Consider the following 24,747-nt stretch of genomic DNA (forward strand, 5'->3'; position numbering starts at 1 on the left):
CACCGACAGCGGCGACCCGACCCGGCCGCCCGGTCAGCCGACCTCGGTATCCGCGGCGGTGGCGGCCAGGACGCAGACGAAGGCACTCACCAGCAGGGCGGTGCCGAGCACGAAGTCGCCCAGGTCCGCGATCTTGTCCAGGTTGAGCGCTGCGCCGGGGTCGCGGACGAGCGCACCGTAGGCCACGATGGTGATCGCCAGCACGAAGTTCGCCAACGCCAGCATCACCCTGGTCGGGACTTGGAACCGCCGCCCGTCATGGTTGGCGAAGTCACACTCGGTCAACAGGCCCCAGGTCAGCCCGAACATCACCAGTGCCGCGCCGGAGAAGCCGAGCAGGGCACCCAGAGGATCGGAGATGAAGTCGCGGTAGGAGAACAGTCCGGACAGGATCAGCAGGCCGCCCAGCCCGACCGCTCGGATCCGGGTCAGCGAGCCGCGGATCGCGAACCAGCCCAACGCGACGACCACGACCAGGGTGGCCAGCAGGTTCAGCAGGTCCGAGTCGGGTGTGATGGCGACCCGGCCGCCGGTGAACCAGGTCAGCGGCACCGGGAGCAGCATCACCGCGACCAGGGCGAACAGCAGGGCGATGCCGGTGCCACCTCGTCGCGCCTGACGGACGGCCAGCACCAGCAGGATCAGCGCCAGCAGCAACCGGGCCACGCCGACCGCTGCCGTCGAGCCGAACAGCCCGACCGGGTCGAACGCCATTCCGGCGAACGTGCCGGTGGGGTCCAGCGAGATGACGGCCTGCAGACCCAGCAGCCCGATAGACACCGGCAGCAGCAACCCGGTCATCGCCACCCCGATCGGGAAGGCGATCCGGCCCAGCGTCTCCGGCAGCTCCGACGCTGCCACAGCCGCCGCCCGACGGCGGGACAGTCGGAACACCGCCAGCCCGACCAGCGCCATCACCACGGCGTACCCGGCCGTCACCAGGCGGGCCCGCCAGCCCTGCGTGATCGGGTCCAGCGAGGCGAACTCGAAGACACCCTGGCCCAGCCGCAACACCAGCAGCACCGCCAGCAGCAGGTAGGCGGCATTGCGGCGCAGCAGCAGGTAGGCGGCATTGCGGCGCGGCCACCCGGCGGCCGGGGCGCTGCCTCCGGCACTCCTGCCGGCAGGGTCGGTCGGCAGCAGCCGACCGACCAGCCGAGTGGCCCAGACGGTGGCCCGTACGGTGATCTCGGCCAGCGCGACTCCGGCGGCCAGCGAGATCGGGATCGCCAGCTGCCCGAGGACGGTGATCGTCTGCTGCAGCAGCACCGGGGCGAAGTCGAAACCGAGCGGACGGCTGCCGATGCCGAAGCCCGTCAGGGCGACGGAGACCACCACCGCGTCCAGCAGCAGGATCAACGGCGGCTCCCACCAGGCGAACGGCCTGCGGCCGCGGACCACCAGCAGCAGCACCAGGCACAGCAGCGGCGCCAGCACCACGCCCAGCAGCAGCGGTGAGCCGAGGTTCTGCGCACCGAGGATGCCCCAGATGGCGAGCAACCCGATCGAGATCACCAGCCCCAGAGCACGGAACCACCACGGCCCCCGGAGGGTCGCGGCCTGGAACAGCGCCAACGTGAACATGATCATGAACAACAGCAGCCAGACGATCCCACGGGGAACCGCCGGGCCCAGGTCGGGGGCGACCGACAGCTCGAGCCCGCGCCGGATCAGCGGGGAGAAGACCACCAGCAGGGCGCCGATGAGATAGACCAGGACGGCACTGCCGACGATGGCGCGCAGCCCGTGCGGCCAGCCGACGTCGCGAAGCCGGCCCGCGTCGATCGGGTCGCGGACCACCCGCCGCCAGAACAGCGTCCCGGCTCTCGCCGGCAGCGCGGTCCGCTGCCGGGTCATCGACTGGTCAAGAGCCATTGCTGTAGTCCTTGAACGGCCAGCCGCCGGAGAACAGCCACAGCCCCTGCGGGTGGACCAGCGCATGCCGGGCGGACACGGCGGTGTAGCGCGGAATGGCGAAGCTGGACCGCAGGGCCCCGCCCCGGCTGAGTACGTCGGCCCGGTCCCCCGTCAGGCCGACCAGGTCGGTGCCATCACTGACCATGTCCAGATACCCCTGACGCCGCCACCGCACCCGTCCGGACCCGTCGATGGCGAGAGTGCCCTCCTTGCCGACGACGACGACCAGGCCCTGGAGCGTGATCACGTCGCCCACCAGCGAGGGGTAGACCGCACGCCAGCGGCGCTCCCCCGACCTCCGGTCGAAGCCGTTCACGTAGTTGTCGTCCAGCACGACGACGGTGTCGCCGAGGACGGCGGCATGGCTCGGGTCGGTCAGCGCCACCCGCCACAGCTCGTGTCCGTCGGCCGCGCGGAGAGCCACCGCGTCGCCGTTGCGGCTCAGCACCACCACGGTGCCGGCGCCGGCGCTGACCCGGGCCCCGACGTCGGAACCGATCGAGGCTCGCCAGCCCGTCCGTCCGGTGGCCAGGTCGATGGTCAGCACCTCACCGCCCACACTGGTGGCGACTATCGCACCGGTCGAGACCCGTTGCGGTGCGGTCAGCACCAGCTCGTCCAGCTCGACCCGCCAGAGTCGGACACCGGAGGCGCTGTAGCCGACCAGGGTGCGTTCGGAGGTGGTGGCGACGACCACGTCGCCGAAGGCGGTCAGTGACAGGACCGTCCCGCCGGGGTGCATCCGCCACAGCGCCATCCAGTCGTCGCGAGTCTTCGGGGTGAAGGCGATCAGATCCTGCCCGGCGGTGCTGGTCCTGATCTGCAGCCCGGATGCCGTGAGGACAGGCGGCATCGAGGCCGGCGTCGACACCATCGGGCCCTGGCCGAAGTACGGGTCGACGGTGATCACCCCATGATCATGGGCGACCCACTGCTGCGACGCCGGCCAGGTCCAGGGCTCCGCCGTGGTCTGCAGCGTCGCCATCTCGCCCGGACCCGTTCGGCGCTGCTCGGTGACTCGGACGCCCGGTTGTTCCTCGCTGGAGCTGACCACTCCCTGGTTCTCGCACCAGGTCCTGGCGAGTCGACGGAGCAGGCCCGGCTGTCCGGACAGGCTGGTGTAGGCGATGGTTCCGGTGACGGTGATGCAGCCGGCGTCCGCTGCCGAGGCCGTGAAGGATGCCGCGTAGTTGAGCTGGTCGGTGGCCGAGCCCCGGGTGGACCAGCTGCTGCCCGCTGTCACCCGGGCCGGCAGCTCGACCAGGGCGGGACGGTAGACGTAGGTGGACGAAGGTCCGGACTCGGCCACCAGCTCGACCGCGTCGCTGACCGCGTAGACCTGCACCCTCTGATGGGTGCTGTCGAGGGTGCCCACCTGAGTCGTCGTGGTCCGCCAGAACTGGACCGCGTTCAGGCCGGCCGAGCCGCCCACCGCACCCAGCACCCGGCTGCCCAGCGTGAAGTCCAGACTGCTGACGCCCTCCGGGCCGACGTAGCGGGCCGACTCGGTCACCTGGCGCGTGGTGATGGCCCGGCCACCGGCGAGTGACCGCTGCTCGGAGTACCAGGCGGCTCCGTCCTCCGGTACGAAGACCGCCGACCCCTGCGCCGGGGCCGCGGAGCCGACCAGGTCGGTGAGGAAGAGGCTGGAACCGACCATCAGCAGGCAGAGTGCCATCACCACGGTGGGCAGCCACGCCCGTCGGCGGCCGGGCGGAGCCCAGCTCGGGTCCGGAAACCACCCCGGCTCCGGCGTCGGCTCGCCGCCGGGGACCCGAAGTTGATCATCGTCGGGCCGGCCTGCCGGCGGCATCGTCGACCAGTCCTGGACAGGAAACGGCGACCACGGCAGCTGCGCAGGCAGGCGCCCCTGCCCATCCCCCTGGACCACGGGGCCATCCTGTCACGCGGTGCACACCGGTGCCGAGAAAATCGGATCCGCTAGTTGCAGGTCGGTCTTCAGTAGCGCCGATTCGCCAGCACCGGCAGCATCCTGCGCACCTCGGCCACCCGGGCCGGGTCGATGTCGATCACCAACAGCCCGGGTGCGGCCCCGAGCTCGGCCAGCACCGCGCCGTCCGGCGCAATGACCATGCTGTGCCCCACGCCGGTGGGGGCCGTGCCGGTGCGGTGGTCGCCCACCGTCTCGGGATCCGCCTGGCCGCAGGCGGCGACGAAGGTCGTGCTGTCCAGCGCCCGGGCGCGGGCGAGCAGGTTCCACTGCTCGACCTTTCCGGGTCCGGCGCCCCAGGAGGCGCAGACACAGATCAGCTCCGCGCCGGCGTCGGCGAGCGCGGTGAACAGCCCCGGGAACCGCACGTCGTAGCAGGTCGTCAGCCCGACCCTGACCCCGCCGACGTCGATCAGCACCGGCGCCTGCCCGGGTTGGACCGTGTCGGACTCGGCGAAGCCGAACGCATCGAACAGGTGGATCTTGTCGTAGTGGGCGTCCACCTGCGGGCCGTACGCCACCAGGGTGTTCGTCACCCTGCCCTCGCTGCCGGGGGTGAACATGCCGGCCACCACGGTCACCTGGTGTCGGTCGGCAATGGCGCGCAGCCGGCCGGCCCAGGGGCCGTCCAGCGGCTCAGCGACGCCGCGCAGCGGACCTCCGAAGCAGCGCATGGTGGCCTCCGGGAAGATCACCAGCTCGGCGCCCTGGCCGGCGGCCACAGCCGTCTGCTCGGCCACCAACGCGAGGTTGGCCACCGGGTCGGCGGTGCTGACGATCTGGGCGAGGGCGACGCGCATCGGTACTCCTCCTACTCGGTTCCGCCGGCGTCGGCGCGGTCCACCTCGGCGCCACGGATCCCGAGCATGAACAGGATGGCGTCCAGGTAGGGCACCGAGACGGTCGTATCGGCCTGGGCCCGGACCACCGGCTTGGCATTGAAGGCGATCCCCAGACCGGCCGCGGTCAGCATGTCGAGGTCGTTGGCGCCGTCGCCGATCGCGACGACCTGGCTCAACGGGACCCCCTCGACGGCGGCGATCTCACGCAGCAGCTCGGCCTTGCGCGCCCGGTCGACGACCGGCCCCACCACCTCACCGGTCAGCACGCCGTCGATGATCTCCAGGGTGTTGGCATGGGCATGGTCCAGGCCCAGCTCGGCCTGCAGCGCGTCGGTGAACGGGGTGAACCCGCCGCTGACGACGGCCACCGCGAACCCGAGCCTTTTCAGCGTGCGGACCAGCGTACGAGCGCCGGGCGTCAGCCGGATCCTGGACCTGACCCGTTCGATCGCGGCCTCGTCCAGACCTTTCAACAGCCGCACCCGTTCGCGCAACGACTGTTCGAAGTCGAGCTCGCCCGCCATCGCGCGGCGGGTGATCTCCACGACGGCAGGTCCGCAGTCCGCCTCGTCGGCGAGCAGCTCGATCACCTCGTCGCGGATCAGCGTCGAGTCGACATCCATCACCACCAGCCGTTTGGCCCGTCGCTCCAGCCCGGCCGCCTGGACGGCGATGTCGACGTTGTGCGCCTGGGCCACCTCCACCAGAGCGGCCCGGAGCTGGTCCTGACCGGCGATGATCACCACCAGCTCGTAGGCGGTGACAGGTTCGGTCGCCAGTCGCACCATCCGGTCCACGTTGCCGCCAACCCGGGCGATCGCCTCGGCGACCGCGGCCAGCGCCGACGGCGCCAGTCGGCGTCCGAGCACGGACACCGCGAACCGCGGCAGCGCGGCGCGCTGCGACTGCGATTCGACCCGCTCGAAGTCGATCTTGAGGTCGTGGGTGAAACCCCAGTAGAGGATGTCGCGCACCAGGCCGTCAGCGGCGCCGGTCAGCCGGATCAGCACGTCCAGCGTGAGCCGCTCGCGGACGACGAGCTGTTCCATGTCCTCCAGCTCGGCTCCGGCCTGGGCCAGCAGCGTCAGGAGGTCGCGCACCAGGCTCGGGCGGTCCCGTCCGGACACCCTGATCAACAGCGGGTGTTCACCGCCGGGCTGCTGCCGGGCGTCGGGTGGGTTCTGCTGATCACTCACCGGGCCATCTCCCAGACCAGCACCTCGGCGGGTTCGGACCCTGCCCGACCGGTGATCGACAGCGCGGTCCGGCCGGTGATCCGGACCGAGTCGCCGGTCCGCAACCGGCCGACCTCTTCACCATCGACCTCACCGGCGGCGACATAGAGATGGACGGTGTCCCCGACCGGCAGCTCACGCCGGACATCCGCGCCGAGCCTGGTCACCCAGAGCGTCGAGCCTCTGCTGCCGATGCTGATCACTGCGTCGCTGTGCCGGCCTGAGGCGACCGGCAACCAGCCGCGCCGCAGGTCGGCCACCTCCAGCTCGCGCTGCTGGTACGACGGCGGGGTGCCCGGTTCGTCCGGACGTACCCACATCTGGACGAAATGCACCGGATCGGCGGCCCGGTCGGGATCGAGCCGGTAGGCGTCGTTCCGCTCGGAGTGCAGGATGCCCGCGCCGGCGCTCATCCGCTGCGCCAGGCCCGGATAGATCACGCCGTGGTTTCCCTGCGAGTCCTGGTGCACCAGCGATCCGGACAGCACCCAGGTCACGATCTCAGCGTCCGCATGCGGATGGGTGTCGAAGCCGGCGCCGGGCAGCACGATGTCGTCATTGCTGACCAGCAACCGACCATGGCCGGTGTTGGTGGGCTCGTAGTGAGCCCCGAAGGAGAAGCAGTGACGGGAGTCGAGCCAGCTCGTCCTGGTCGCGAAGCGATCCGCTCCGCGGTGCACCGTCAGCGCGTGGTCTCGGGTGGCGTTCTGGCCGATCATGGTGCCCAGACTAATCTGGCCAGGTGAGCCCGAGCGCCGGTCCTGATCCGCGAGAGGCGTCTGATGCCCGCGAGGTCCCTGATGCTCGCGACAATTATGTCGAGTCCGTTCTGGCCGCTGTGGAGCGGATCCCCGCCGGCCGGGTGGCCAGCTACGGCGACATCGCCGAGTACGTCGGAAGCGGCGGACCGCGTCAGGTGGGGCGGGTGATGGCCTTGTACGGCAGCTCCGTGCCGTGGTGGCGGGTGGTCCGCGCCGACGGTCAACCGGCCCGCTGCCACGAGCTGGAGGCGCTCGGTCGGCTGCGCGCGGAGGGCACCCCGCTGCGCGGCGATCGGGTGCAGATGTCACAGGCGCGGATGATCACCTGGGACTAGCCCGGGCGACGCGCCAAAGTGCCGGATAGGGGTTCCATCACACGGGGGAATGTGCAACGCTTGGTGCGCTGTTGCAAGTGATCTGTGTCGTGGTAAGTGCTACGCCCCCAGAACTTTTGCGTGGGCGTCGGTGGATCTGGCGTCCAGCAGCAGTCGGAGTCGTGAGGTGCGGCTTCGAATGCCAGATGCTAGGAGATGTTTCATGGCGCAGGGAACCGTTAAGTGGTTCAATGCCGAAAAGGGCTACGGCTTCATTGCCGTGGACGGCGGCGGTCCGGACGTTTTCGTCCATTACAGCGCGATCGAGTCGACGGGTTTCCGGACCCTCGACGAGGGTCAGCGGGTCGAGTTTGAGACGACCCAGGGGCCGAAGGGTCCGCAGGCCGACCAGGTCCACGCGATCTGAGTCTTCGCCACGACAGCGATCAGCCCCCGTACGGACTCCGTACGGGGGCTGATCTGTTGCTGACGGCTGTCAGTAAGCCGGCTGGCTCGGGTCGATCTGGCTGACCCAGGCGCTGACGCCACCGCCGACGTGCACCGCATTCTCCAGGCCGGCGCCGTGCACGATGGCCAGGCACTCGGCCGAGCGGGTGCCAGCCTTGCAGTACAGCACCACCTGCTTGTCCTGCGGCAGCCGGCCCAATGCCTCCCCGGTCTGGAAGTCGCCCTTGGGGATCAGCACCGAGCCAGGGATCTGGTTGATCTCGCGCTCCACCTTCTCCCGGACGTCCACCAGCAGGAAGTCACGCTCGCCGCGCTCGCGTGCGGTCAGCCAGTCCTCGAGCTGACCGACTGAGATGGTGTTGCCGGCGACCGCCTCGGCGGCCTCGTCGGTGATCGCGCCACAGAAGCTGTCGTAGTCGATCAGCTCGGTCACTGTCGGGTTCTCACCGCAGACGGCGCAGTTCGGGTCCTTGCGGACGGCCAGCTGGCGCCAGCTCATCTCCAGCGCATCGTAGATCTGCAGCCGGCCGAGCAGCGGCTCGCCGATGCCGGTGAGCAGCTTGATCGCCTCGGTCGTCTGGGTGGCGCCGATGGAGGCGCAGAGCACCCCCAGCACCCCGCCCTCGGCGCAGCTGGGCACCATCCCCGGTGGCGGCGGCTCCGGGTAGAGGCAGCGGTAGCAGGGGCCGTTCTGGGCCCAGAAGACGCTGACCTGGCCGTCGAAGCGGAAGATCGACCCCCACACGTAGGGCTTCCCCAGCAGCACCGCCGCGTCATTGACGAGGTAGCGGGTGGCGAAGTTGTCGGTGCCGTCGACGATCAGGTCGTACTGGGAGAAGATCTCCATCACATTGTCGTTGTCCAGCCGGGTCTCATGCAGGACCACGTTCACGAACGGGTTGACCTCGGCAATGCTCTCCTTGGCCGACTGGGCCTTGGACTTGCCGATGTCGGACTGCCCGTGGATGACCTGGCGCTGCAGGTTGGACTCGTCCACCTCGTCGAACTCGACGATCCCAATGGTGCCGACACCGGCCGCAGCGGCGTACAGCAGGCCCGGGCTACCCAGACCACCGGCGCCGATGAACAGCAGCCGGGAGTTCTTGAGTCGCTTCTGACCGTCCATCCCCACCTCGGGGATGATCAGGTGCCGGCTGTATCGATGGACCTCTTGGGGGGTCAGCTCGGCGGCCGGCTCGACAAGGGGCGGTAACGCCACGGTTCCTCCTGGGTACGGGGTGTGCGGTCTGGACCGCATTCCTGCGATCCTCTCGTGCAACGCCACGGGGTGGGGGCCTATTCCGGGATGTGGAACCCAACCGGGCGGGTGCGCACGAGCCGGTCCGGGGACCGGGCAGACTGGCCCGGTGGTCGAATCCAGTGATGTCCGGACCGTGGTCGGCGGCCGCCTGCTGACCCTGACCAACCTGGACAAGGTGCTCTACCCGCAGGTCGGCTACACCAAGGCAGAGGTGATCCACTACTACCTCCAGGTCGCGCCCGTGCTGCTGCCGCATGTGAGTGACCGACCGATGACCCGGCTGCGCTTTCCTGACGGCGTCGGCGACGGCGCCTTCTCCTTCTACGAGAAGAACGCCCCGCAGGGCTGCCCCGACTGGGTGCGGACCCAGCCGGTGCGAGTGTCGGACGGCATCGTCGACTATGTCGTGGCCGACGAGTCGGCCACGATCGTCTGGCTCGCCAATCTGGCTGCGCTGGAGATGCACGTGCCGCAATGGCGGATCTCCACCGCGACCGCAGACGCCGACGGGGCCATCACGCTGCCGGAGGAGCTGCCCAGGCCGGGTGAGCCGTTGGCCGACCTGGTGGTCGTCGACCTCGACCCGGGCGACGGGGTCACCATGATCGAGACCGCCAGGGCCGCTCTGCTGGTGGCCCACGAGCTGGCCGCTGACGGCCTGGTGCCCTGCGTCAAGACGTCCGGCAGCAAGGGACTGCAGGTCTACGCCGCGATCCAGCCGAGCCGCAGCGCCGAGGTGTCGGGCTACGTCCAGACGGTCGGCCGCACTCTGGTCCGACGGCACCCGGACCTGTTCGTGGTCACGATGGCCATCGCTGCCCGGGCCGGCCGGGTCTTCGTCGACTTCAGCCAGAACCATGCCGCCAAGAACACCATCGCCGCCTACTCGCTGCGCGGACGCGCGACCCCCTCGGTCGCCACCCCGGTGACCTGGGACGAGATCGGCGGCGTCTCCGGTCCGGACGACCTGCGGTTCTCCCCGCAGGCGGTGCTCGACCGGATCGCCGAGCACGGAGACCTGATGGCCGAGCTGCTGGAGCCGGACCGGCCGCCGCTGCCGCAGCGGGAGTGACCCGCCGGCGACGCCTGTCCGCGCCCGTTCCGGCTGCGCTGGGCCCCAGGGCCCAGCGGGTAGCATGCTTCGGTGGTCACACAACGCGTCGTACGGATGCCTCGCGACCAGCGACGAGCCCAGCTGCTCGACGCTGCCAGCGACGTGTTCACGTCCAAGGGCTACCACGCTGCCGCGATGGACGACATCGCCGACTCCGCCGGTGTGTCGAAGCCGGTGCTCTACCAGCACTTCCCCTCCAAGCTCGATCTCTACCTCGCCGTGCTGGACCGCAGCTGCGACAAGCTGGTCGAGGTGGTCGAGGAGGCGCTCGACTCCACCGACAAGAACGCCGACCGGGTGGTGGCCACCATGGACGCGTTCTATGACTTCGTGTCCCACTCCAGCGGCGAGTTCCGCTTCGTGTTCGAGTCCGACCTGACCGGCGACGGCGAGGTGCAGAAGCGACTGTGGCGGGTCAACAACGAGATCGCTGACGCCATTGCCGAGGTGATCGCCGAGGACACGGCGCTGCCGCCGGATCAGGCCAAACTGCTGGCCATCTCCTTGGTGGGGAGCGCCCAGGTCAGCGCCCGCTACTGGGTGTCCGCCAAGGAAGCAGTCAGCCTGGGTGAGGCCAAGCAGCTGGTCAGCAACCTGGCCTGGCGTGGCATCAGCGGCTTCCCCCGGACCGACACCGGGCATCGGAGTGACGCCGAGCACCATCACGGGTGACAAACGGGGGTCCCTTCCTGGTGCGAGCCGAGTAGATTGGCGCCTGAGTGGATCCATCGCCCGCTAGATTGACCGGTCCACGAACTCAGCTCCCGCCTGACCAGGGGATGCGCGACGACGAGAGGCCGCTGATGACCGATCCGACCCAGCAACCGTCCGCTGCGGCGGCACCCGCGCCGCTGGCGCCACCGACCGGCTCCGCGTTGACCCTGACCGCCCCCGCGCCGATCCAGCCGCTCGCCGCCACTGCGGCACCGGCGATGGCTCCCCAGGTCGACCCGGCCACGGTGCCGGCCCTGGACCAGAAGGTGGATGGTTTCATCGACGCCCTGCTGACCGCCCAGCCCCGCTCCCCCGAGTTCGCCGCCCAGGCCGACAACGTGCGCACGATGGGGGACGTGGACATCCGCAAGGCCGCAGAGTCCTCCAACCGGCTGCTGCAGACGCCGGTGAAGGCGCTGAAGGAGGGCGGCATCGCCGAGGGTTCGCACGTCGGCACCACCTTGCAGGAGCTCCGCCGCACGGTGGAGGAGCTCGACCCGAGCCAGGCCGCCGGCACCCGCAAGCTGTTCGGCATCATCCCGTTCGGTGACCGGATCGTCGACTACTTCCGCCGCTACCAGGATGCCCAGTCGCACCTGAACGCAATCCTGCACAGCCTCCGCAACGGTCAGGACGAGCTGACCAAGGACAACGTGTCGCTGACCATGGAGAAGCAGAACCTGTGGGTGAACATGGGTCGGCTCAACTCCTACGTCTACATCGCCGAGCGGCTGGATGCCCGGCTGTCGGCCCACATCGCCGAGGTGGAGATGGTCGAGCCGGAGAAGGCCAAGGCGCTCAACCAGGATGTGCTGTTCTATGTCCGGCAGAAGCATCAGGACCTGCTCACCCAGCTGGCGGTGTCCATCCAGTCCTACCTGGCGATCGACATCATCATCAAGAACAACATCGAGCTGATCAAGGGTGTCGACCGGGCGTCGACGACGACGGTGTCGGCGCTGCGGACGGCGGTGATCGTGGCTCAGGCGCTCGGCAACCAGAAGCTGGTACTGGACCAGATCACCGCGCTGAACACGACCACGTCCGACCTGATCCAGCGGACGTCGGAGATGATGCGTGACAACTCGGCACAGATCCAGCAGCAGGCCGCCTCGGCCACTATCGGCCTGCCGCAGCTGCAGGCGGCCTTCCAGAACATCTACGCCACGATGGACTCGATCGACACCTTCAAGGTGCAGGCACTGGACAGCATGGCGGCCACCATCGGGACGTTGGAGGCCGAGGTCGTCAAGTCGCGCGAATACCTGGACCGCGTCTCCTCGACCGACCAACGGGTGGTGACGGGCAGCCTCGACCTCGAGGGCCCGACCGGCCGTGGTCTGCGCTGAGCTCCGCCTCGAACAGGTCGGTGCCGACCCAGAAAAGAACAGGACAGATGTCACTCGAGAAGTGGTGGGCCAGGGTCACCGGTAGGCAGCAGCCGGCCCCGATCGTCAGCACGCCACCGGCCCCGACCGAGGCGGACATCATGGCCGCACTGGACCGGATCGAGTCCCTGGTCGTGCAGAGTGACGTGCCGGCACCGGTCGTGTCGCGGGTCAAGCGGGTCAGCGGCACCGTCCGGCAGACCATGCCCAGGCTCCGCAACCTCGGACTGGGCAGCCAGGAGGCGTACTCGGTGATGGCCACCGCCACCGACTACCTGCCGGAGGCGCTCGGCGGCTACCTGCGGCTGCCGCGCCAGTGGGCCGACTCCAGGCCCGTCGAGGGCGGCAAGACCTCGCTGATGCTGCTGATCGACCAGCTCGACCTGCTCGGGGCCACCATGGACAAGATCTTCGACGCCGTCTGCCGCACCGACGCCGACGCGCTGATCGCCCACGGCCGGTTCCTGCAGGAGAAGTTCGGTCACGCCTCGACGGGCGGGCATCTCGATCTCGGGACTCCGACCCCGGCCGTGCCGCCGCAGAGCTCGCTCGACCTGGAGGGGCAGTGAACGGGTCGACGCCCGACCCGGCCCGCCCGTTGGCCGAGTCACTGAGGGCACTCGAGAACGCCGCCCGCACTGCCGGCCTGCCCCTCGACCAGGCCCGCTCGGAGGGAGAGGCACTGGCCGCCACCGTGTCCGAGTCGTCCCGGCTGGCCTTCGTCGACTGGGGCCGGCAGACCGGACACACGACCAGCCAGGAGTTCTTCGACGCCGCCTCCCGCGGCCGCCGGTGGCGGGCCGCGCCGACCGTCCTGCTCGAGCAGCTGCGCGTGGCCGGCTCACCGCACACCGAGCTGTACGCTCGCGCCCTGGCCGGGGTCAGCGCCGCGGCCGGCAACCTCGGCGAACCGACAACCCGTGCTGTCGGCAACGCCGCTCTGGCGGCGTCGGCACAGCTCAATGCCGCCCGCACCTGGCGCCCCCCGCCGGTCGACCGGGCGGCGACCCCGGTGTCGGATCCGCTGCTGCCGACCAACCCCGTGCTGGCGGCCCTCAGGCTGACCCAGGACAACATCGCTGACCTGTCCCGGCTGGGTCTGGGCCATCTGCTCGAACCGCTGAACGGCGCGGCGCCACCGACGACGCTCCCCGACCAGCCGGCTCCGGGGCCGCAGCCCAACCCGGAGCAGCGGGAGGGCCCCGGCCAGCCCGGATCGTCGGCAGCCTCGGGCCCCACCCTGACGACCGGCGCAGCTGGCGCAGCCGGGAAGGCGGAGCCCGCCCGGCCGCTGGAGGAACTGCTGGCAGAGCTCGACTCCCTGATCGGCCTGCGGGACGTCAAGGCCGAGATCCACCGCCAGGTGGCGGTGCTGCGGGTCGAGGGGCTGCGCACCAAGGCGGGGCTCCGCTCGCCGACCATCACCCGGCACCTCATCTTCGTCGGCAACCCCGGCACCGGGAAGACCACCGTCGCCCGGCTGGTGGGCGGCATCTACCGGGCACTGGGCCTGCTGTCCAAGGGTCAGCTGATCGAGGTGGACAGGTCCGAGCTGGTGGCCGGCTACCTCGGGCAGACGGCCATGAAGACCGCCGACGTGGTCAAGTCGGCCGAAGGCGGGGTGCTCTTCATCGACGAGGCGTACAGCCTGGCCGGCGACCAGTACGGGCAGGAGGCGGTGGACACCCTGGTCAAGGAGATGGAGGACAAGCGCGACGACCTGGTGCTGATCGTCGCCGGTTATCCCGACCCGATGGCCCTCTTCATCGCTCAGAACCCCGGGCTGTCCAGTCGGTTCCGGACGACGATCGAGTTCGACGACTACTCCGACCCGGAGCTGGTCGACATCTTCACCGCGATGGCCTCGGCCGCCGACTACGACGTCAGTCCCGACTGCCTGACCCGCTTCTCCTCGATCCTGGCGACGACACCCCGGGGCGGCACCTTCGGCAACGGCCGGTTCGCCCGCAACTGCCTGGAGGCAGCGATCGGCCACCACGCCTGGCGGCTGCGTGATGTGGCGGAGCCCACCCTCCGCCAACTGCGCGAGCTGTTGCCCGAGGACCTCGACCCCGACGAGCCCGCCCCCGAGGCCGGGGCCGGCGAGCCCATCACAGCGGCCGGACCTGCCGAGCCCACCAGAGCGGCCGGGTCCGTCGAGCCCATCACAGCGGCCGGATCGGCCGACCCGCCGGCACCGGAGGAGGCCCGATGAGTTCATCCCAGCCGGCCGCAGCGCCGCCACCGCCGACCCCGGCAGCGGCACCGGCCGCGGCGACGTCGACTTCGGCTCCGGTGACGGCCCGACCGGCCGCCGAGACCGCGCCTGCCGCGGCTGGCCCGGCAAAGCGCCGGGCCAGCACACCACAACGGCTCAGCCTGCTGGCAGCGATGCTGATCGCACTGTCACTGCTCTTCGCGGCGTTGAGCGCCTTCACTTTCGGCAACACCGCGAACGGGTTGAACCGCGCCAGGGACAACACCGACCAGCTGATCCGGGTGCAGAAGATCCAGACCAACCTGCTCGAGGCCGATGCCACCGCCACCAACGCCTTCCTGGTCGGCGGCCTGGAGCCGCCCGCCCAGCGTGCCACCTACGACCGGGCACTGTCTCAGACCAGTGCGTTGATCGCCGAGGCCGCCGAGGCCCAGCCGGCCGATGCCGACGCGCTGGCAGCCCTCAATGACGAGGTGGTCGGCTACGCCGCTTCGATGGCGCAGGCCCGAGCCAACAACCGCCAGGGCTTCCCGGTCGGCGCCCAGTACCTGCGCAACGCCAGCGCAGAGCTGCGCAGCACGGCTTTGCCGATCCTGGACAACCTGGTCGTGGCCAACACCGAGCGTGCCGCGGATGAGATGAGCCCAGGCCTGGGCTACCTGTTCATCCTGTCGGGGCTGCTCGCCCTCGGCGGTCTGCTCTTCACCCAGTACTGGGTGGCCCGGCGGTTCCGGCGCACCTTCAACCTCGGCCTGCTGGCGGCGACCGTGCTGGTACTGGCCACCCTGATCGCGGGCTCGGTCGCGCTGAATGGGCTGGGCCAGCGGCTCGACGCAATCCAACAGGGCTCGTTCAGCGACGTCCGGGACGCGGCCAGCGCCAGGATCGAGGCCAACAACGCCAAGTCCAACGAGAGCCTCACGCTCATCGCCCGCGGGTCGGGCGCGGCCTTCGAGAAGGCCTGGGCCACAGCGGCGGCCCAGGTCGACAGCCGGCTCGCTGCCCTGCCGTCGAGCGGGCAGGATCTCCAGCCGCTCTGGCAGAGCTACCGGACCACCCACCAGCAGCTCCGCAAGCTCGATGACGGCGGCAGCTGGGACGCCGCCGTCCAGGTGGCGACCGGGACCGGCGCCAAGTCGTCCAATGCGACCTTCGGCAGCTTCAACAGTGCGGTAGCCGAGTTTCTGGCCTCAGCGAGCTCCGACACGTCGGCAGCGCTCGGTCGGCCACTGGTCGGGCTCTGGCTCGGCGCGGTGCTCGCCGCCCTGGCCGCGTTGGCCGCCGGCTGGTTGTCCTGGGTCGGGATCGGCACCAGGCTGAAGGAGTACCGATGACCACTGGCCGATCGAGCCGACTGCGCCGGTTGCTCAGCGGCACCGTCCTGCTGGCAGCTCTGCTGAGCGGCTGCAGCGCCGGCTACGCCCCGACCCCGATCCCGAGGCCAACGCCCAGCAGCGAAGCGCCCTCGGGCGGTGGCGGTCAGGCACCGGTCAAGTGCAGCAACCCGCTCGTCTCATACCGGCCGGAGGGCACTCTGCCTGCACCCGGCAAGATGCCGGCCGGCTCGACCATGCGCAAGATCCAACAGCGGGGACGGCTGATCGCCGGGGTCTCGGCCGACACGTACCTGCTCGGCTCACGGAACCCTCTCTCCGGCCGGATCGAGGGCTTCGACATCGACCTGGTGAAGGCCGTCGCCAAGGCGATCTTCGGGGACGAGAACGCCTATGAGCTGAAGGTGATCACGGCAGCCCAGCGGATCGGTGCGCTGCAGGACGGAACCGTGGACATCGTCGCCCGCAATATGACGATCAACTGCGACCGCTGGACCCAGATCGCCTTCTCCACCGAGTACTACCGGTCCGGTCAGAAGTTCCTGGTTCGCAGGGGATCCAAGGCCAAGTCGATCACCGACCTGTCCGGGCAGAAGGTCTGCGCGCCCAAGGGCACATCCAGTATGGACAACCTGATCAAGCTCGCCCCCAAGGCCATCCCGGTCGGCGCCGACACCCACACCGGCTGCCTGGTGATGTTCCAGCAGGGTGACGTGACGGCCATCACCGGGGATGACACGGTGCTGGCCGGGCTGGCTGCGCAGGACCCGTACGCCGAGGTGCCCGCTCAGAAGGCGTTCACCGCGGAGCCGTACGGGATCGGCGTCAACAAGGAGCAGGTCGACCTGGTCCGCTTCATCAACCAGGTGCTGGAGCGGATGCGCACCGACGGCGAGTGGACCAGGATCTACAACACCTGGCTGAGCGGGCCGCTGGGCAAGGCGCCGAAGCCGCCCGCGGCGCAGTACGGTCGCACCCCATGACGATTCCCGGGGTCCCACCCAGCAGCTCCGGCGTGGCCGGCACTGTCGCCCCCGCGGCCCCCGGGCGGCTCGGCGTCGCTGTCGAACCACGCGCCGCGCTGGAGTACCTCGACGCGCTCGGGCGGTGGCGAGACGACCGGCGGCGCGAGCTGGACCAGCTCGACCGGGCGGCGCTGCAGTCGGATCAGAAGGACGCCCTCACCCACGACCTGATGCTGTCCCTGGCGTTGTGGAAGGCGGTGAGTGACCGGTACGAGCTGCTGCTCGCCACCTGGGACTCCGGCCGCGTCGGGCAGACCGAACGCGAACGGATGTCCGCACTGATCTGGGGGCGGCTGGACGGCACACTGGACCAGTCGATGCTCGCCAAGGGTGGCGCGGGCGGATTCGTGGCCGGCCTGGCGGTGTCCCTGCCGGAGGCCTGCCGACTGTCCGATGCGTTGGCCGGCCAGCTCCGCGTCAGGCTTGCGCTGGACCCATCGGGGCTGGAGGTGGCCGAACGGGTCCGTGAGCTGCGCGCCCAGCTGGAACGGATCCGGGACCAGATCGAGTTGGAACCGGTCATCCACCGAGCCGAGGGGCGCCGGCAGCTGGAGCGGTTGGGGTCACGGCTGGCGGAGATCGCGGAGAAGGCGGCCAGGGGTGGTGACGTCGGTGGGCTGCTGCCGCCGCTCGGCAACGACGCCGCCCGGTTCGAGCGGGACCTGATCGTCAATGCCGCCAAGCGCCGTGAGGCCACGGCCCGGCTCGACCGGGCCCGGGAGCTGCTGCGCGACCTGGCTGCCCGTGAGGTGGCGCTGCAGAAGCTGGCCGACCAGTGCGTGCACACCGTCGACACCGCGCCGAACTACGCCGTCCCGGACGTGCAGGCGCTGGGACCGCTGCCCAACACGCCAGCCGCGTTGGAGGTGTTCCTCCGCCGGCTCGACCAGGTGTCGCGGGCCATGACCCACGCCCAGGACGCCTACACCAGGGCGTTGCACGACTACGACGAGCTGGTCAGCCGGCTGGCGGCCTACCGGGCCAAGGCGACCGCCCTCGGTGTGGACGACGACCCGGACGTCCGGCGGGCCGACGAGATGGCCAGTGATGCGCTGGCGCGCCGACCCGTCCGGATGGGCATCGCCGGCCAGCTCGTGTCGCTCTACCAGAGCTATCTTCAGGTCACCGCGAAGTCAGGAGAGTCCCCATGAGCACTCCCGTCGCACCGACCAGGTGCACTCAGCCGGGTTGCACCGGCAGCATCCTCGACGGCTACTGCGACGTCTGCGGCAGTCCTGCGGAGGCACCGGCGACCGCCGGCGGGCCTGCTCAGGCACCGGCGACCGCCAGCGGGCGCACCGGTCCGACCGTCGCGCTGGGAAGACCGGCCGCTGCCGACGGGCAGCGCTGCCGACGGCCAGGGTGCACCGGCACCATCCTCGACGGCTACTGCGACGTCTGCGGGATGGAGCCGGACCAGGGCGTGGCTGTCGAGCAGCAGGAAGGCTCCGGCTCGGCACCCTTGTCCACCATCACCCGTGGGTCCTCGCGGCTGGACTCGATAGCGCTCGGGTCCAAGCGCGCGACCGCCAGCGGATCGACCATCACCCGGAGGATCCACCCCGGCTCGGCCCGGCTGCGCTCCGCCCGGCTCGGAGCGGGTCTGACCCGAGTCCCGCCGATGCCCGTGATCGACGCCTCCCGGGCGATCATGAAGGACCCGCAGGTCCCCGAGCACAAACGCAACTGCCCCCGCTGTGGTGCGCCGGTCGGGCGGAGCCGGGCCGGGGAGCCTGGCCGGACGGAGGGCTTCTGCCCCAAGTGCCGCAACCCGTTCTCGTTCAACCCGAAGCTGAAGCCGGGCGATCTGGTGGCCCACCAGTACGAGGTCGCCGGCTGCCTGGCCCACGGCGGTCTGGGCTGGATCTATCTGGCCCGGGACAAGAACGTGTCCGACCGCTGGGTGGTGCTGAAGGGGCTGCTGAACACCGGCGACGCCGACGCGCTGGCCGTCGCCATCGCCGAGCAGCGCTTCCTGGCCCAGGTCGAGCATCCGCAGATCGTCGAGATCTACAACTTCGTCACCCACGAGGACGCCGGCTACATCGTGATGGAGTTTGTCGGCGGCACCTCCCTGAAGCAACTGCTCAAGGAGCGGATGCGGGCCAACAACGGTGAGTACGACCCGCTGCCGGTGGACCAGGCGATCGCCTACATCCTCGAGGTGCTGCCGGCCTTCCAGTACCTGCACGACCTCGGACTGGTCTACTGCGACTTCAAGCCCGACAACCTGATCCAGGTCGGCGACGACATCAAGCTGATCGACCTCGGCGGGGTGCGGCGGCTCGACGACGAGGAGTCGGCCATCTACGGCACCGTCGGCTACCAGGCCCCCGAGGTGGCCGAGATGGGCACCACCGTCGCCTCGGACATCTACACCATCGGACGCACCCTGCTGGTGCTGATGATGGAGTTCCGGGGCTACCAGACCACCTACGTCGACTCGTTGCCCCCGGTGGACCAGACGCCGCTGTTCCAGCAGCACGACTCGCTCTACCGGCTGCTGGCGAAGGCCTGCGCCCCGGATCCGGCGGACCGGTTCGCCTCGGTGGACGAGCTTCGGGTGCAACTGCTCGGCGTGCTGCGCGAGGAGGTGGGTCGGACGGTCGTCGGCACCGCGGCGACGTCGGCTGCCTCGATGCTGTTCGAGTCGCCGGCGATCACCAGCGACGTGCTCGAATGGGACGAGCTGCCGGCGCTCCGGCAGGACACCACCGACCCGCAGTACGCCTGGCTCAGCAACATCGGGATCGACGACCCGGCGGCGCGCTTCGAGGCGCTGCTGACCGCTCCGGAGACGACCGCGGAGGTGCAGCTGGCCCGAGCCCGAACGGCGCTGCAGCTGCGCCGGGCTCCGCTGGTCGAGCAGGTGGTCGAGGAGATGCTCGCGGCCGACCCCTGGGAGTGGCGGGCCGTCTGGATCGCCGGTCTGTCAGCGCTGCAGCGCGGCGACATCAGGTCTGCCCAGTCCTCGTTCAATGCGGTGTACGGGCAGGTGCCGGGCGAGCTGGCCCCGAAGCTGGCCCTCGGCCTGGCGTGCGAGCGGGGCGGCGAGCCGGTGCTGGCGGAGTCGATGTATGGCATCTGCGCCAGCACCGACGCCAACTATGTCGCCGCCGGCGCGTTCGGGATGGCCCGGGTGCGCGCCGACCGGGGCGACATCGACGGGGCGGTAGCCGCACTGGACCTGGTGCCGCCCACCAGCCGCGGCTACATCGAGTCCCGCCGCCAGCGGGCCGTGCATCTGTACGCCTCGGGGGGCAGCCTGGAGTCGCTGTCGGCGGCCATGGCCAGCATCGCCTCGGTCCAGCTCGACCCGGCCGACCGTGCCCAGTTCACGATCAAGGTCCTGCACAAGGCGCTGGACGCGGTCCGGTCCAAGGGTCCGCAGCAGAAGATCCGGATCGGCTCCTACGCCGCCGTACCGCAGTCGCTGCACGACGGGCTCGAGCACACCTACCGGGAGCTGGCCAGGATGGCCCCCGACGACGAGACCCGGGTCGCCATGGTCGACCGGGCCAACGAGTTCAGAAGATGGAGCCTGCGATGACCTCAGCCCAGACCCCGACCCCGCTCAGGTGCCCCACCTGCGGCGCCGAGGTTGCGGCGGTGGACAGCTTCTGCGAGTCGTGCGGCTCCGAACTGACCCCGTCAGCGGACCCGCCCACCCCGGCAGCCGACGAGACCCCCATCTCGCTCTCCCGCCCGGTCACCCCGGAGGCGCCCACCGATCCGCCGGCCGCGGCCAGGCCCTGCGCCGAGTGCGGCGGTGTGGTCGGCGCCGACGGCTACTGCGAGACCTGCGGCACCAGGGCGCCGCGGGAGCGCGACCATTACACCGAGCTGCCGGCCGACTGGGTCGCCGCCGTCAGCGACCGGGGCGTCCGGCACCACCGCAACGAGGACGCCTCGGCCATCGCCGCCGACGCCGAGCCCAACTCCCGAGCCGTACTGGTCGTCTGTGACGGTGTCTCCACCTCGCAGGACTCCGACGTAGCGAGCCTGGCCGCCGCCCGCCGGGCTCGGGACGTCCTGGTCTCCCTCCGCCCCGCGGGCATCGGCCCGGTGGCCAGCCGGGTCGGCGCGTTGGCGTCGGCGATCCGCTCCGCAGCGGCCCAGGCGAACACCGCGGTGGTCGACAACAGCACCGCCGATGCCGACAGCACCGCATCCTGCACCTTCGTCGCTGCGGTACTCGAGGGCGACCTGATCGTGTACGGCAATGTGGGTGACTCACGGGCGTACTGGATCCCCGACCTGGGCGGCACCGAACGCGCCCAGCAGCTGACCCAGGATGACTCGGTGGCCCAGGTCCGGATCGAGTCCGGTGTCGCCCGCTCCGAGGCCGAGAACGGGCCCCAGGCACACGCGATCACCAAGTGGCTGGGCCGCGACAGCCCGGGCTTCGAACCGCGCACCGGCTCGCTGACGGTGAACGCTGACGGCTGGCTGCTGGTCTGCTCCGACGGGCTGTGGAACTACGCCTCGGAGGCCGACGCCCTCCAGCAGCTGGTCGGTGAGCTCTCCCCGGGGCAGCCCGGGCCGGCGGCGCTGGCCCAGGCACTGGTGGACTGGGCCTGCGAGCAGGGCGGCAAGGACAACATCACGGTTGCACTGGCCCGACACACCGCTGTCGCCGGCAGCCAGGGATGAGGACCGCGGGCGGGATAGGGCCATGGACCCGGCCGGCGGGATACTGCAGGTGCCCGCAACAGACGTACCCACCACAAGACGTACCCACGACCAGACGTACCCACGACCAGATGGACAACAAAGGGGAAAGGCGATCATGGCTGAGTTCAGCGCCAGCGTGTATCAGAACGAGTTCCTGCCGGACGGCGGGACCGATGTCAACGCCATCGTCACGCTGACCTGCTCGGGAGCCGGAGCGGCCGGTCAGAGCGGCGGCGGTGACGCCGGCGAGATCATCATCGTCGACACCTCCGGTTCGATGGGACGGATCAAGCTCGAAGCCGCCAAGGTGGCGGCCGCGGCGGCGGTGCAGCAGATCCTCGACGGCACCTGGTTCGCCGTGGTCGCCGGCAGCCACCAGGCCTACCTCGCCTATCCGCCCGCCCGGTCCAGCACCGGCATGGTCCGGATGGACCCGAACACGCGCCATCAGGCCCTGCAGGCCATCCAGCAGTTCCGGGCCGACGGTGGCACCGCGATGGGCACCTGGCTGATGTTGGCGGCCCGGCTGTTCGACTCGGTGCCCGCGGTGGTGCAGCGGCACGCCATCCTGTTGACGGATGGCGAGAACCACAACGAGACGCCGGAGCAGCTGACGGCGGCGATCCGCGGGGTCACCGGCCGGTTCCAGTGCGACTGCCGCGGTGTCGGTGTCGACTGGCAGGTGGCGGAGGTACGCCGAATCGCCCAGGCGCTGCTGGGCACGGTGGACATCATCCCGCAGCCGGAGCAGATGACGCAGGTGTTCTCCGACCTGATGACCCGGGCGATGAGCCGGGGCGTGGCCGACGCCCAGCTGCGCGTCTGGACCCCGCAGGGCGCGCAGATCCTGTTCGTCCGCCAGGTCTCGCCGACGGTGGAGGACCTGACCGGACGTCGCCGCCAGGTCAACCCGCTGACCGGCGCCTACCCCACCGGGTCCTGGGGCGACGAGTCCCGCGACTACCACGTCGCGGTGCGGTTGCCGGCGAAGGCGATCGGTCAGGAGCAGCTGGCTGCGCGCGTCCAGCTGGCGCTCGGTGACCAGATCGTCGCCCAGGGGCTGGTAAAGGCCAAGTGGTCGGATGACGACTCGCTGACGACCCGGATCAACGCCGAGGTGGCTCACTACACCGGCCAGACCGAGCTGGCCGAGGCGATCCAGGAGGGCCTGGCGGCCAAGGCCGCCGGTGACGACGCCCGGGCGACCACCAAGCTGGGCAGGGCGGTGCAGCTCGCTGCCGAGACCGGCAACGAGGAGGCGACCCAGAAGCTGCGGAAGGTCGTCGACATCGACAGCGAGGAGACCGGGACCGTCCGGCTCAAGCGCTCGGTCGACAAGGCCGACGAGATGGCCCTGGACACGGCCTCCACCAAAACCACCCGGATCAAGTAGCCGATGGCCCACAGTCGCTAGCCTCGAGATCGAAGGAGACGTCATGACCGCAACCTGTCCCGCTGGACACCGCTCGGAGGCTGAGGACTACTGCGACGTGTGTGGAGCGCCGATCGACACCGCCGCCCGCACGTCCAGCCCCGCTGCCCCGGAGGCGCCCGCGCCGGAGCTGGCCACCCCGGGCACGGCCGAGCAGGGTCTGGGACCGCAGACCTGCCCGAACTGCGGCCTGCAGAACCTTCCCGAGGCGTTGTTCTGTGAGGGCTGCGGCTACGACTTCACCACCGGCACCATGCCGCGCAGCGCCGGTCCTGCACCGGAGGCCGCGGCCACCTCGGCAGTGCAGACACCGCCGGCGGTCGCTGCTCCCCCGGCCGACGGGGGCGCCGCCGAGGCCGGTGCGACCCCGCCCCCAACCGCCGGGGTGGACTGGGTGGTCGAGGTGTGGGTGGACCCGGACTGGTACCAGGCCCAGGAGAGTCCCGACCCGATGCCCTCCCCCGGCCTGCCCGAGGTCATCCCGCTCCGCGCCAGGTCCGCGCTGATCGGCCGCAAGTCCCGCAGCCGCAACATCAACCCCGACGTCGACTGTGAGACCGACACCGGCATCAGCCGGCGGCAGGCCCAGCTCACCAGCGACGGCAGCCGGTGGTGGGTCGAGGACCTCGACTCGTCGAACGGCACCTTCGTTGGCCCGGCCAGCGGTCCGCTGCCCACCGACCCGATCCCGGTGGGACCCAAGCACGAACTCGATGCCGACGACCGGGTCTACGTCGGAGCCTGGACCCGACTCGTCATCCGTCCCGCCACCGACGAGGAGAAGGCCACCCTCTAGCCGGCCAGCCGGCGCCGCCGGGCGGCGGTCTCCGCCGTGCGCGAACAGGTGCCCGGTTCGACGCCGGCATGTGGCACGGTGGGAGATGCACCAGACGACATCAGCGACCAGCGAAGACACCCGCTCTGAGTGGCGGGCCCGGCATGCAGGAGGAACACGTGGAGATCAAGGTCGGCATCCAGCACGTCAACCGCGAGATCGTGCTCGAGACGAGCAGTACCGCGGACGACATCGAGAAGGCCCTGGCCAAGGCGCTGGCCTCCGACGGGCTGCTGACCCTGAGCGACGACCGGGGTCGCAAGGTGGTCGTGCCGGCAGCCTCGATCGGCTACCTCGACCTCGGCGAGGAGAACGCCCGCCGGGTCGGCTTCAGCGGCATCTGAGCAGCAGGTCAGGCCTGCAGGCCGAGCTTCGCCATCCGCTTGGTGTGGTTCTCGATCAGGCGCGAGAACATCCGGCTGATCGCGGCCAGGTCCATCCCGGGGCGGTCCACGGTCCCGGTCAACAGGCTCGTCAGCGCATCGCGGTTCGCCGCAACCCGCTGAGCCTGGGTGAGGGCCTCCCCCACCAGCCGGCGGCCCCACAGTGCCAGCCGGCCGGCCTTGGCCGGGTCCTCGGCGATCGCGGACCGGACCTGTTCCACCACGAACTCGCCGTGTCCCTCGTCGGCCAACACCTCGTGCACCAGCGCGCGGGTGTCGGGGTCGACGAACGCCGCCACCTCCCGGTAGAAGTCCGCGGCGAAGCCGTCACCGACATAGGCCTTCAGCAGGCTCTCGTACCAGTCCTTGGGCGCGGTGTACTCGTGGAAGGCGTCGAACGGGGCGTGGAACGGCTCCATCGCCACCATCACATCGGCGTTCAGCTCGGCCAGCCGGTCCCGTACCCGGGCGAAATGCTCGATCTGGTGTGCCGCCATCGTCGCCACGTACACCTTGTCGGCCAGCGACGGCGCCATCCGCGCATCCTCGGCCAGCCGCTCGAAGGCGGTCAGCGCGCCGTAGGCCAGCACCCCGAGCAGGTCGACCGCTCCCTGCCGGTAGTCCATGTCCCCGGACAGGCCCGCAGGTCCCGCCGACGAGGGAGGTCCGGGCTCGGGTTCGGGTCCCGACGGGCCCTGCGTATCGCTCATGGACGGCAGCCTAACCGCGGTTTCCGGCAGTTCGCGATAGACTCGGGCCGTACGCAACGTTGAGTGCGTCCCTGAACTCCTGGCACCGCGCCACACTTTTGCTGCGATGTGCCGGAAATCCAGGTGAACTCTCTACCTCCCAAGACCCGAAAAGGCGAGACCCTGACGAAC

22 protein-coding genes are annotated in these 24,747 nt (G+C 70.3%); 15 read left to right on the forward strand and 7 right to left on the reverse strand.

From position 1 onward, the window contains the following. Positions 1-33 precede the first annotated feature (33 nt). The 5 genes from JOE57_RS02140 to JOE57_RS02160 form a co-directional block, all read right to left on the reverse strand. On the reverse strand, positions 34-1,875 hold the full coding sequence (locus tag JOE57_RS02140; RefSeq protein WP_204916178.1) for a hypothetical protein: 1,842 nt from the start codon (positions 1,873-1,875) through the stop codon (positions 34-36). Beyond that, a complete protein-coding gene (locus JOE57_RS19070) occupies positions 1,865-3,808 on the reverse strand; it encodes an outer membrane protein assembly factor BamB family protein (protein ID WP_204916179.1) in 1,944 nt (647 codons plus the stop codon). Before JOE57_RS19070 ends, JOE57_RS02140 begins: the two co-directional genes overlap by 11 nt. 68 nt (positions 3,809-3,876) lie before the next feature. Further along, complete coding sequence (locus JOE57_RS02150) at positions 3,877-4,668, reverse strand: carbon-nitrogen hydrolase family protein (protein WP_204916180.1); 792 nt, start codon at positions 4,666-4,668, stop codon at positions 3,877-3,879. Between the two features lie 11 nt (positions 4,669-4,679). After that, positions 4,680-5,906, reverse strand: a complete 1,227-nt coding sequence (gene serB, locus JOE57_RS02155; RefSeq protein ID WP_204916181.1) for a phosphoserine phosphatase SerB — start codon at positions 5,904-5,906, stop codon at positions 4,680-4,682. Beyond that, positions 5,903-6,664, reverse strand: a complete 762-nt coding sequence (locus JOE57_RS02160; protein ID WP_204916182.1) for a pirin family protein — start codon at positions 6,662-6,664, stop codon at positions 5,903-5,905. The genes serB and JOE57_RS02160 overlap by 4 nt, the downstream gene beginning before the upstream one ends. Before the next feature lie 23 nt (positions 6,665-6,687). On the opposite strand from JOE57_RS02160, the gene JOE57_RS02165 reads away from it, so the two are divergent. Beyond that, positions 6,688-7,041, forward strand: a complete 354-nt coding sequence (locus JOE57_RS02165; protein ID WP_204916183.1) for an MGMT family protein — start codon at positions 6,688-6,690, stop codon at positions 7,039-7,041. Between the two features lie 202 nt (positions 7,042-7,243). Beyond that, positions 7,244-7,447, forward strand: coding sequence for a cold-shock protein (locus tag JOE57_RS02170; protein ID WP_091531587.1), 204 nt, complete (start codon positions 7,244-7,246; stop codon positions 7,445-7,447). Positions 7,448-7,516: 69 nt separating this feature from the next. Here the strand turns inward: JOE57_RS02170 and moeZ are convergent, their stop codons facing one another. Then, entirely contained in the window at positions 7,517-8,707 is a 1,191-nt protein-coding gene (gene moeZ, locus JOE57_RS02175; protein ID WP_204916184.1) for an adenylyltransferase/sulfurtransferase MoeZ, read from the reverse strand. Positions 8,708-8,855: 148 nt separating this feature from the next. Between moeZ and ligD the strand changes: the two genes are divergently transcribed. The 13 genes from ligD (at position 8,856) to JOE57_RS02240 (ending at position 23,827) form a co-directional block, all read left to right on the forward strand. Continuing rightward, on the forward strand, positions 8,856-9,821 hold the full coding sequence (gene ligD, locus JOE57_RS02180; RefSeq protein WP_338041110.1) for a non-homologous end-joining DNA ligase: 966 nt from the start codon (positions 8,856-8,858) through the stop codon (positions 9,819-9,821). Positions 9,822-9,893: 72 nt separating this feature from the next. Then, entirely contained in the window at positions 9,894-10,535 is a 642-nt protein-coding gene (locus JOE57_RS02185; protein WP_338041111.1) for a TetR/AcrR family transcriptional regulator, read from the forward strand. 131 nt (positions 10,536-10,666) lie between these two features. Beyond that, the gene (locus tag JOE57_RS02190; RefSeq protein ID WP_204916186.1) at positions 10,667-11,926 is read left to right on the forward strand and encodes a toxic anion resistance protein; all 1,260 of its coding nucleotides are present in this window, start codon (positions 10,667-10,669) and stop codon (positions 11,924-11,926) included. A gap of 47 nt (positions 11,927-11,973) precedes the next feature. Next, a complete protein-coding gene (locus JOE57_RS02195; protein WP_204916187.1) occupies positions 11,974-12,534 on the forward strand; it encodes a hypothetical protein in 561 nt (186 codons plus the stop codon). Beyond that, complete coding sequence (locus JOE57_RS02200) at positions 12,531-14,180, forward strand: AAA family ATPase (RefSeq protein ID WP_338041112.1); 1,650 nt, start codon at positions 12,531-12,533, stop codon at positions 14,178-14,180. Before JOE57_RS02195 ends, JOE57_RS02200 begins: the two co-directional genes overlap by 4 nt. Next, a complete protein-coding gene (locus tag JOE57_RS02205) occupies positions 14,177-15,517 on the forward strand; it encodes a hypothetical protein (protein WP_204916188.1) in 1,341 nt (446 codons plus the stop codon). The genes JOE57_RS02200 and JOE57_RS02205 overlap by 4 nt, the downstream gene beginning before the upstream one ends. Then, a complete protein-coding gene (locus JOE57_RS02210) occupies positions 15,514-16,500 on the forward strand; it encodes a glutamate ABC transporter substrate-binding protein (protein ID WP_204916189.1) in 987 nt (328 codons plus the stop codon). The genes JOE57_RS02205 and JOE57_RS02210 overlap by 4 nt, the downstream gene beginning before the upstream one ends. After that, positions 16,497-17,693 (forward strand): hypothetical protein, encoded by a 1,197-nt coding sequence (locus JOE57_RS02215; protein WP_204916190.1) that lies wholly within the window; start codon positions 16,497-16,499, stop codon positions 17,691-17,693. Before JOE57_RS02210 ends, JOE57_RS02215 begins: the two co-directional genes overlap by 4 nt. Then, positions 17,690-20,092 carry a serine/threonine-protein kinase gene (locus JOE57_RS02220; protein WP_204916191.1) on the forward strand — a complete coding sequence of 801 codons (2,403 nt, stop codon included), beginning with the start codon at positions 17,690-17,692 and terminating at the stop codon, positions 20,090-20,092. Before JOE57_RS02215 ends, JOE57_RS02220 begins: the two co-directional genes overlap by 4 nt. Next, positions 20,089-21,195 (forward strand): PP2C family protein-serine/threonine phosphatase, encoded by a 1,107-nt coding sequence (locus JOE57_RS02225; protein ID WP_239578814.1) that lies wholly within the window; start codon positions 20,089-20,091, stop codon positions 21,193-21,195. The genes JOE57_RS02220 and JOE57_RS02225 overlap by 4 nt, the downstream gene beginning before the upstream one ends. A gap of 136 nt (positions 21,196-21,331) precedes the next feature. Next, positions 21,332-22,609 carry a vWA domain-containing protein gene (locus JOE57_RS02230; protein WP_204916193.1) on the forward strand — a complete coding sequence of 426 codons (1,278 nt, stop codon included), beginning with the start codon at positions 21,332-21,334 and terminating at the stop codon, positions 22,607-22,609. Positions 22,610-22,652: 43 nt separating this feature from the next. Next, on the forward strand, positions 22,653-23,444 hold the full coding sequence (locus JOE57_RS02235) for an FHA domain-containing protein (RefSeq protein WP_204916194.1): 792 nt from the start codon (positions 22,653-22,655) through the stop codon (positions 23,442-23,444). Positions 23,445-23,587: 143 nt separating this feature from the next. Further along, positions 23,588-23,827: a DUF3107 domain-containing protein gene (locus JOE57_RS02240; protein ID WP_239578815.1), complete on the forward strand. Its 240-nt coding sequence runs from the start codon at positions 23,588-23,590 to the stop codon at positions 23,825-23,827. 8 nt (positions 23,828-23,835) lie between these two features. Here the strand turns inward: JOE57_RS02240 and JOE57_RS02245 are convergent, their stop codons facing one another. After that, positions 23,836-24,576, reverse strand: coding sequence for a ferritin-like fold-containing protein (locus JOE57_RS02245; RefSeq protein WP_338041113.1), 741 nt, complete (start codon positions 24,574-24,576; stop codon positions 23,836-23,838). Positions 24,577-24,747: the final 171 nt, after the last annotated feature.

Source organism: Microlunatus panaciterrae (assembly GCF_016907535.1).
Taxonomy (GTDB): Bacteria; Actinomycetota; Actinomycetes; order Propionibacteriales; family Propionibacteriaceae; genus Microlunatus; species Microlunatus panaciterrae.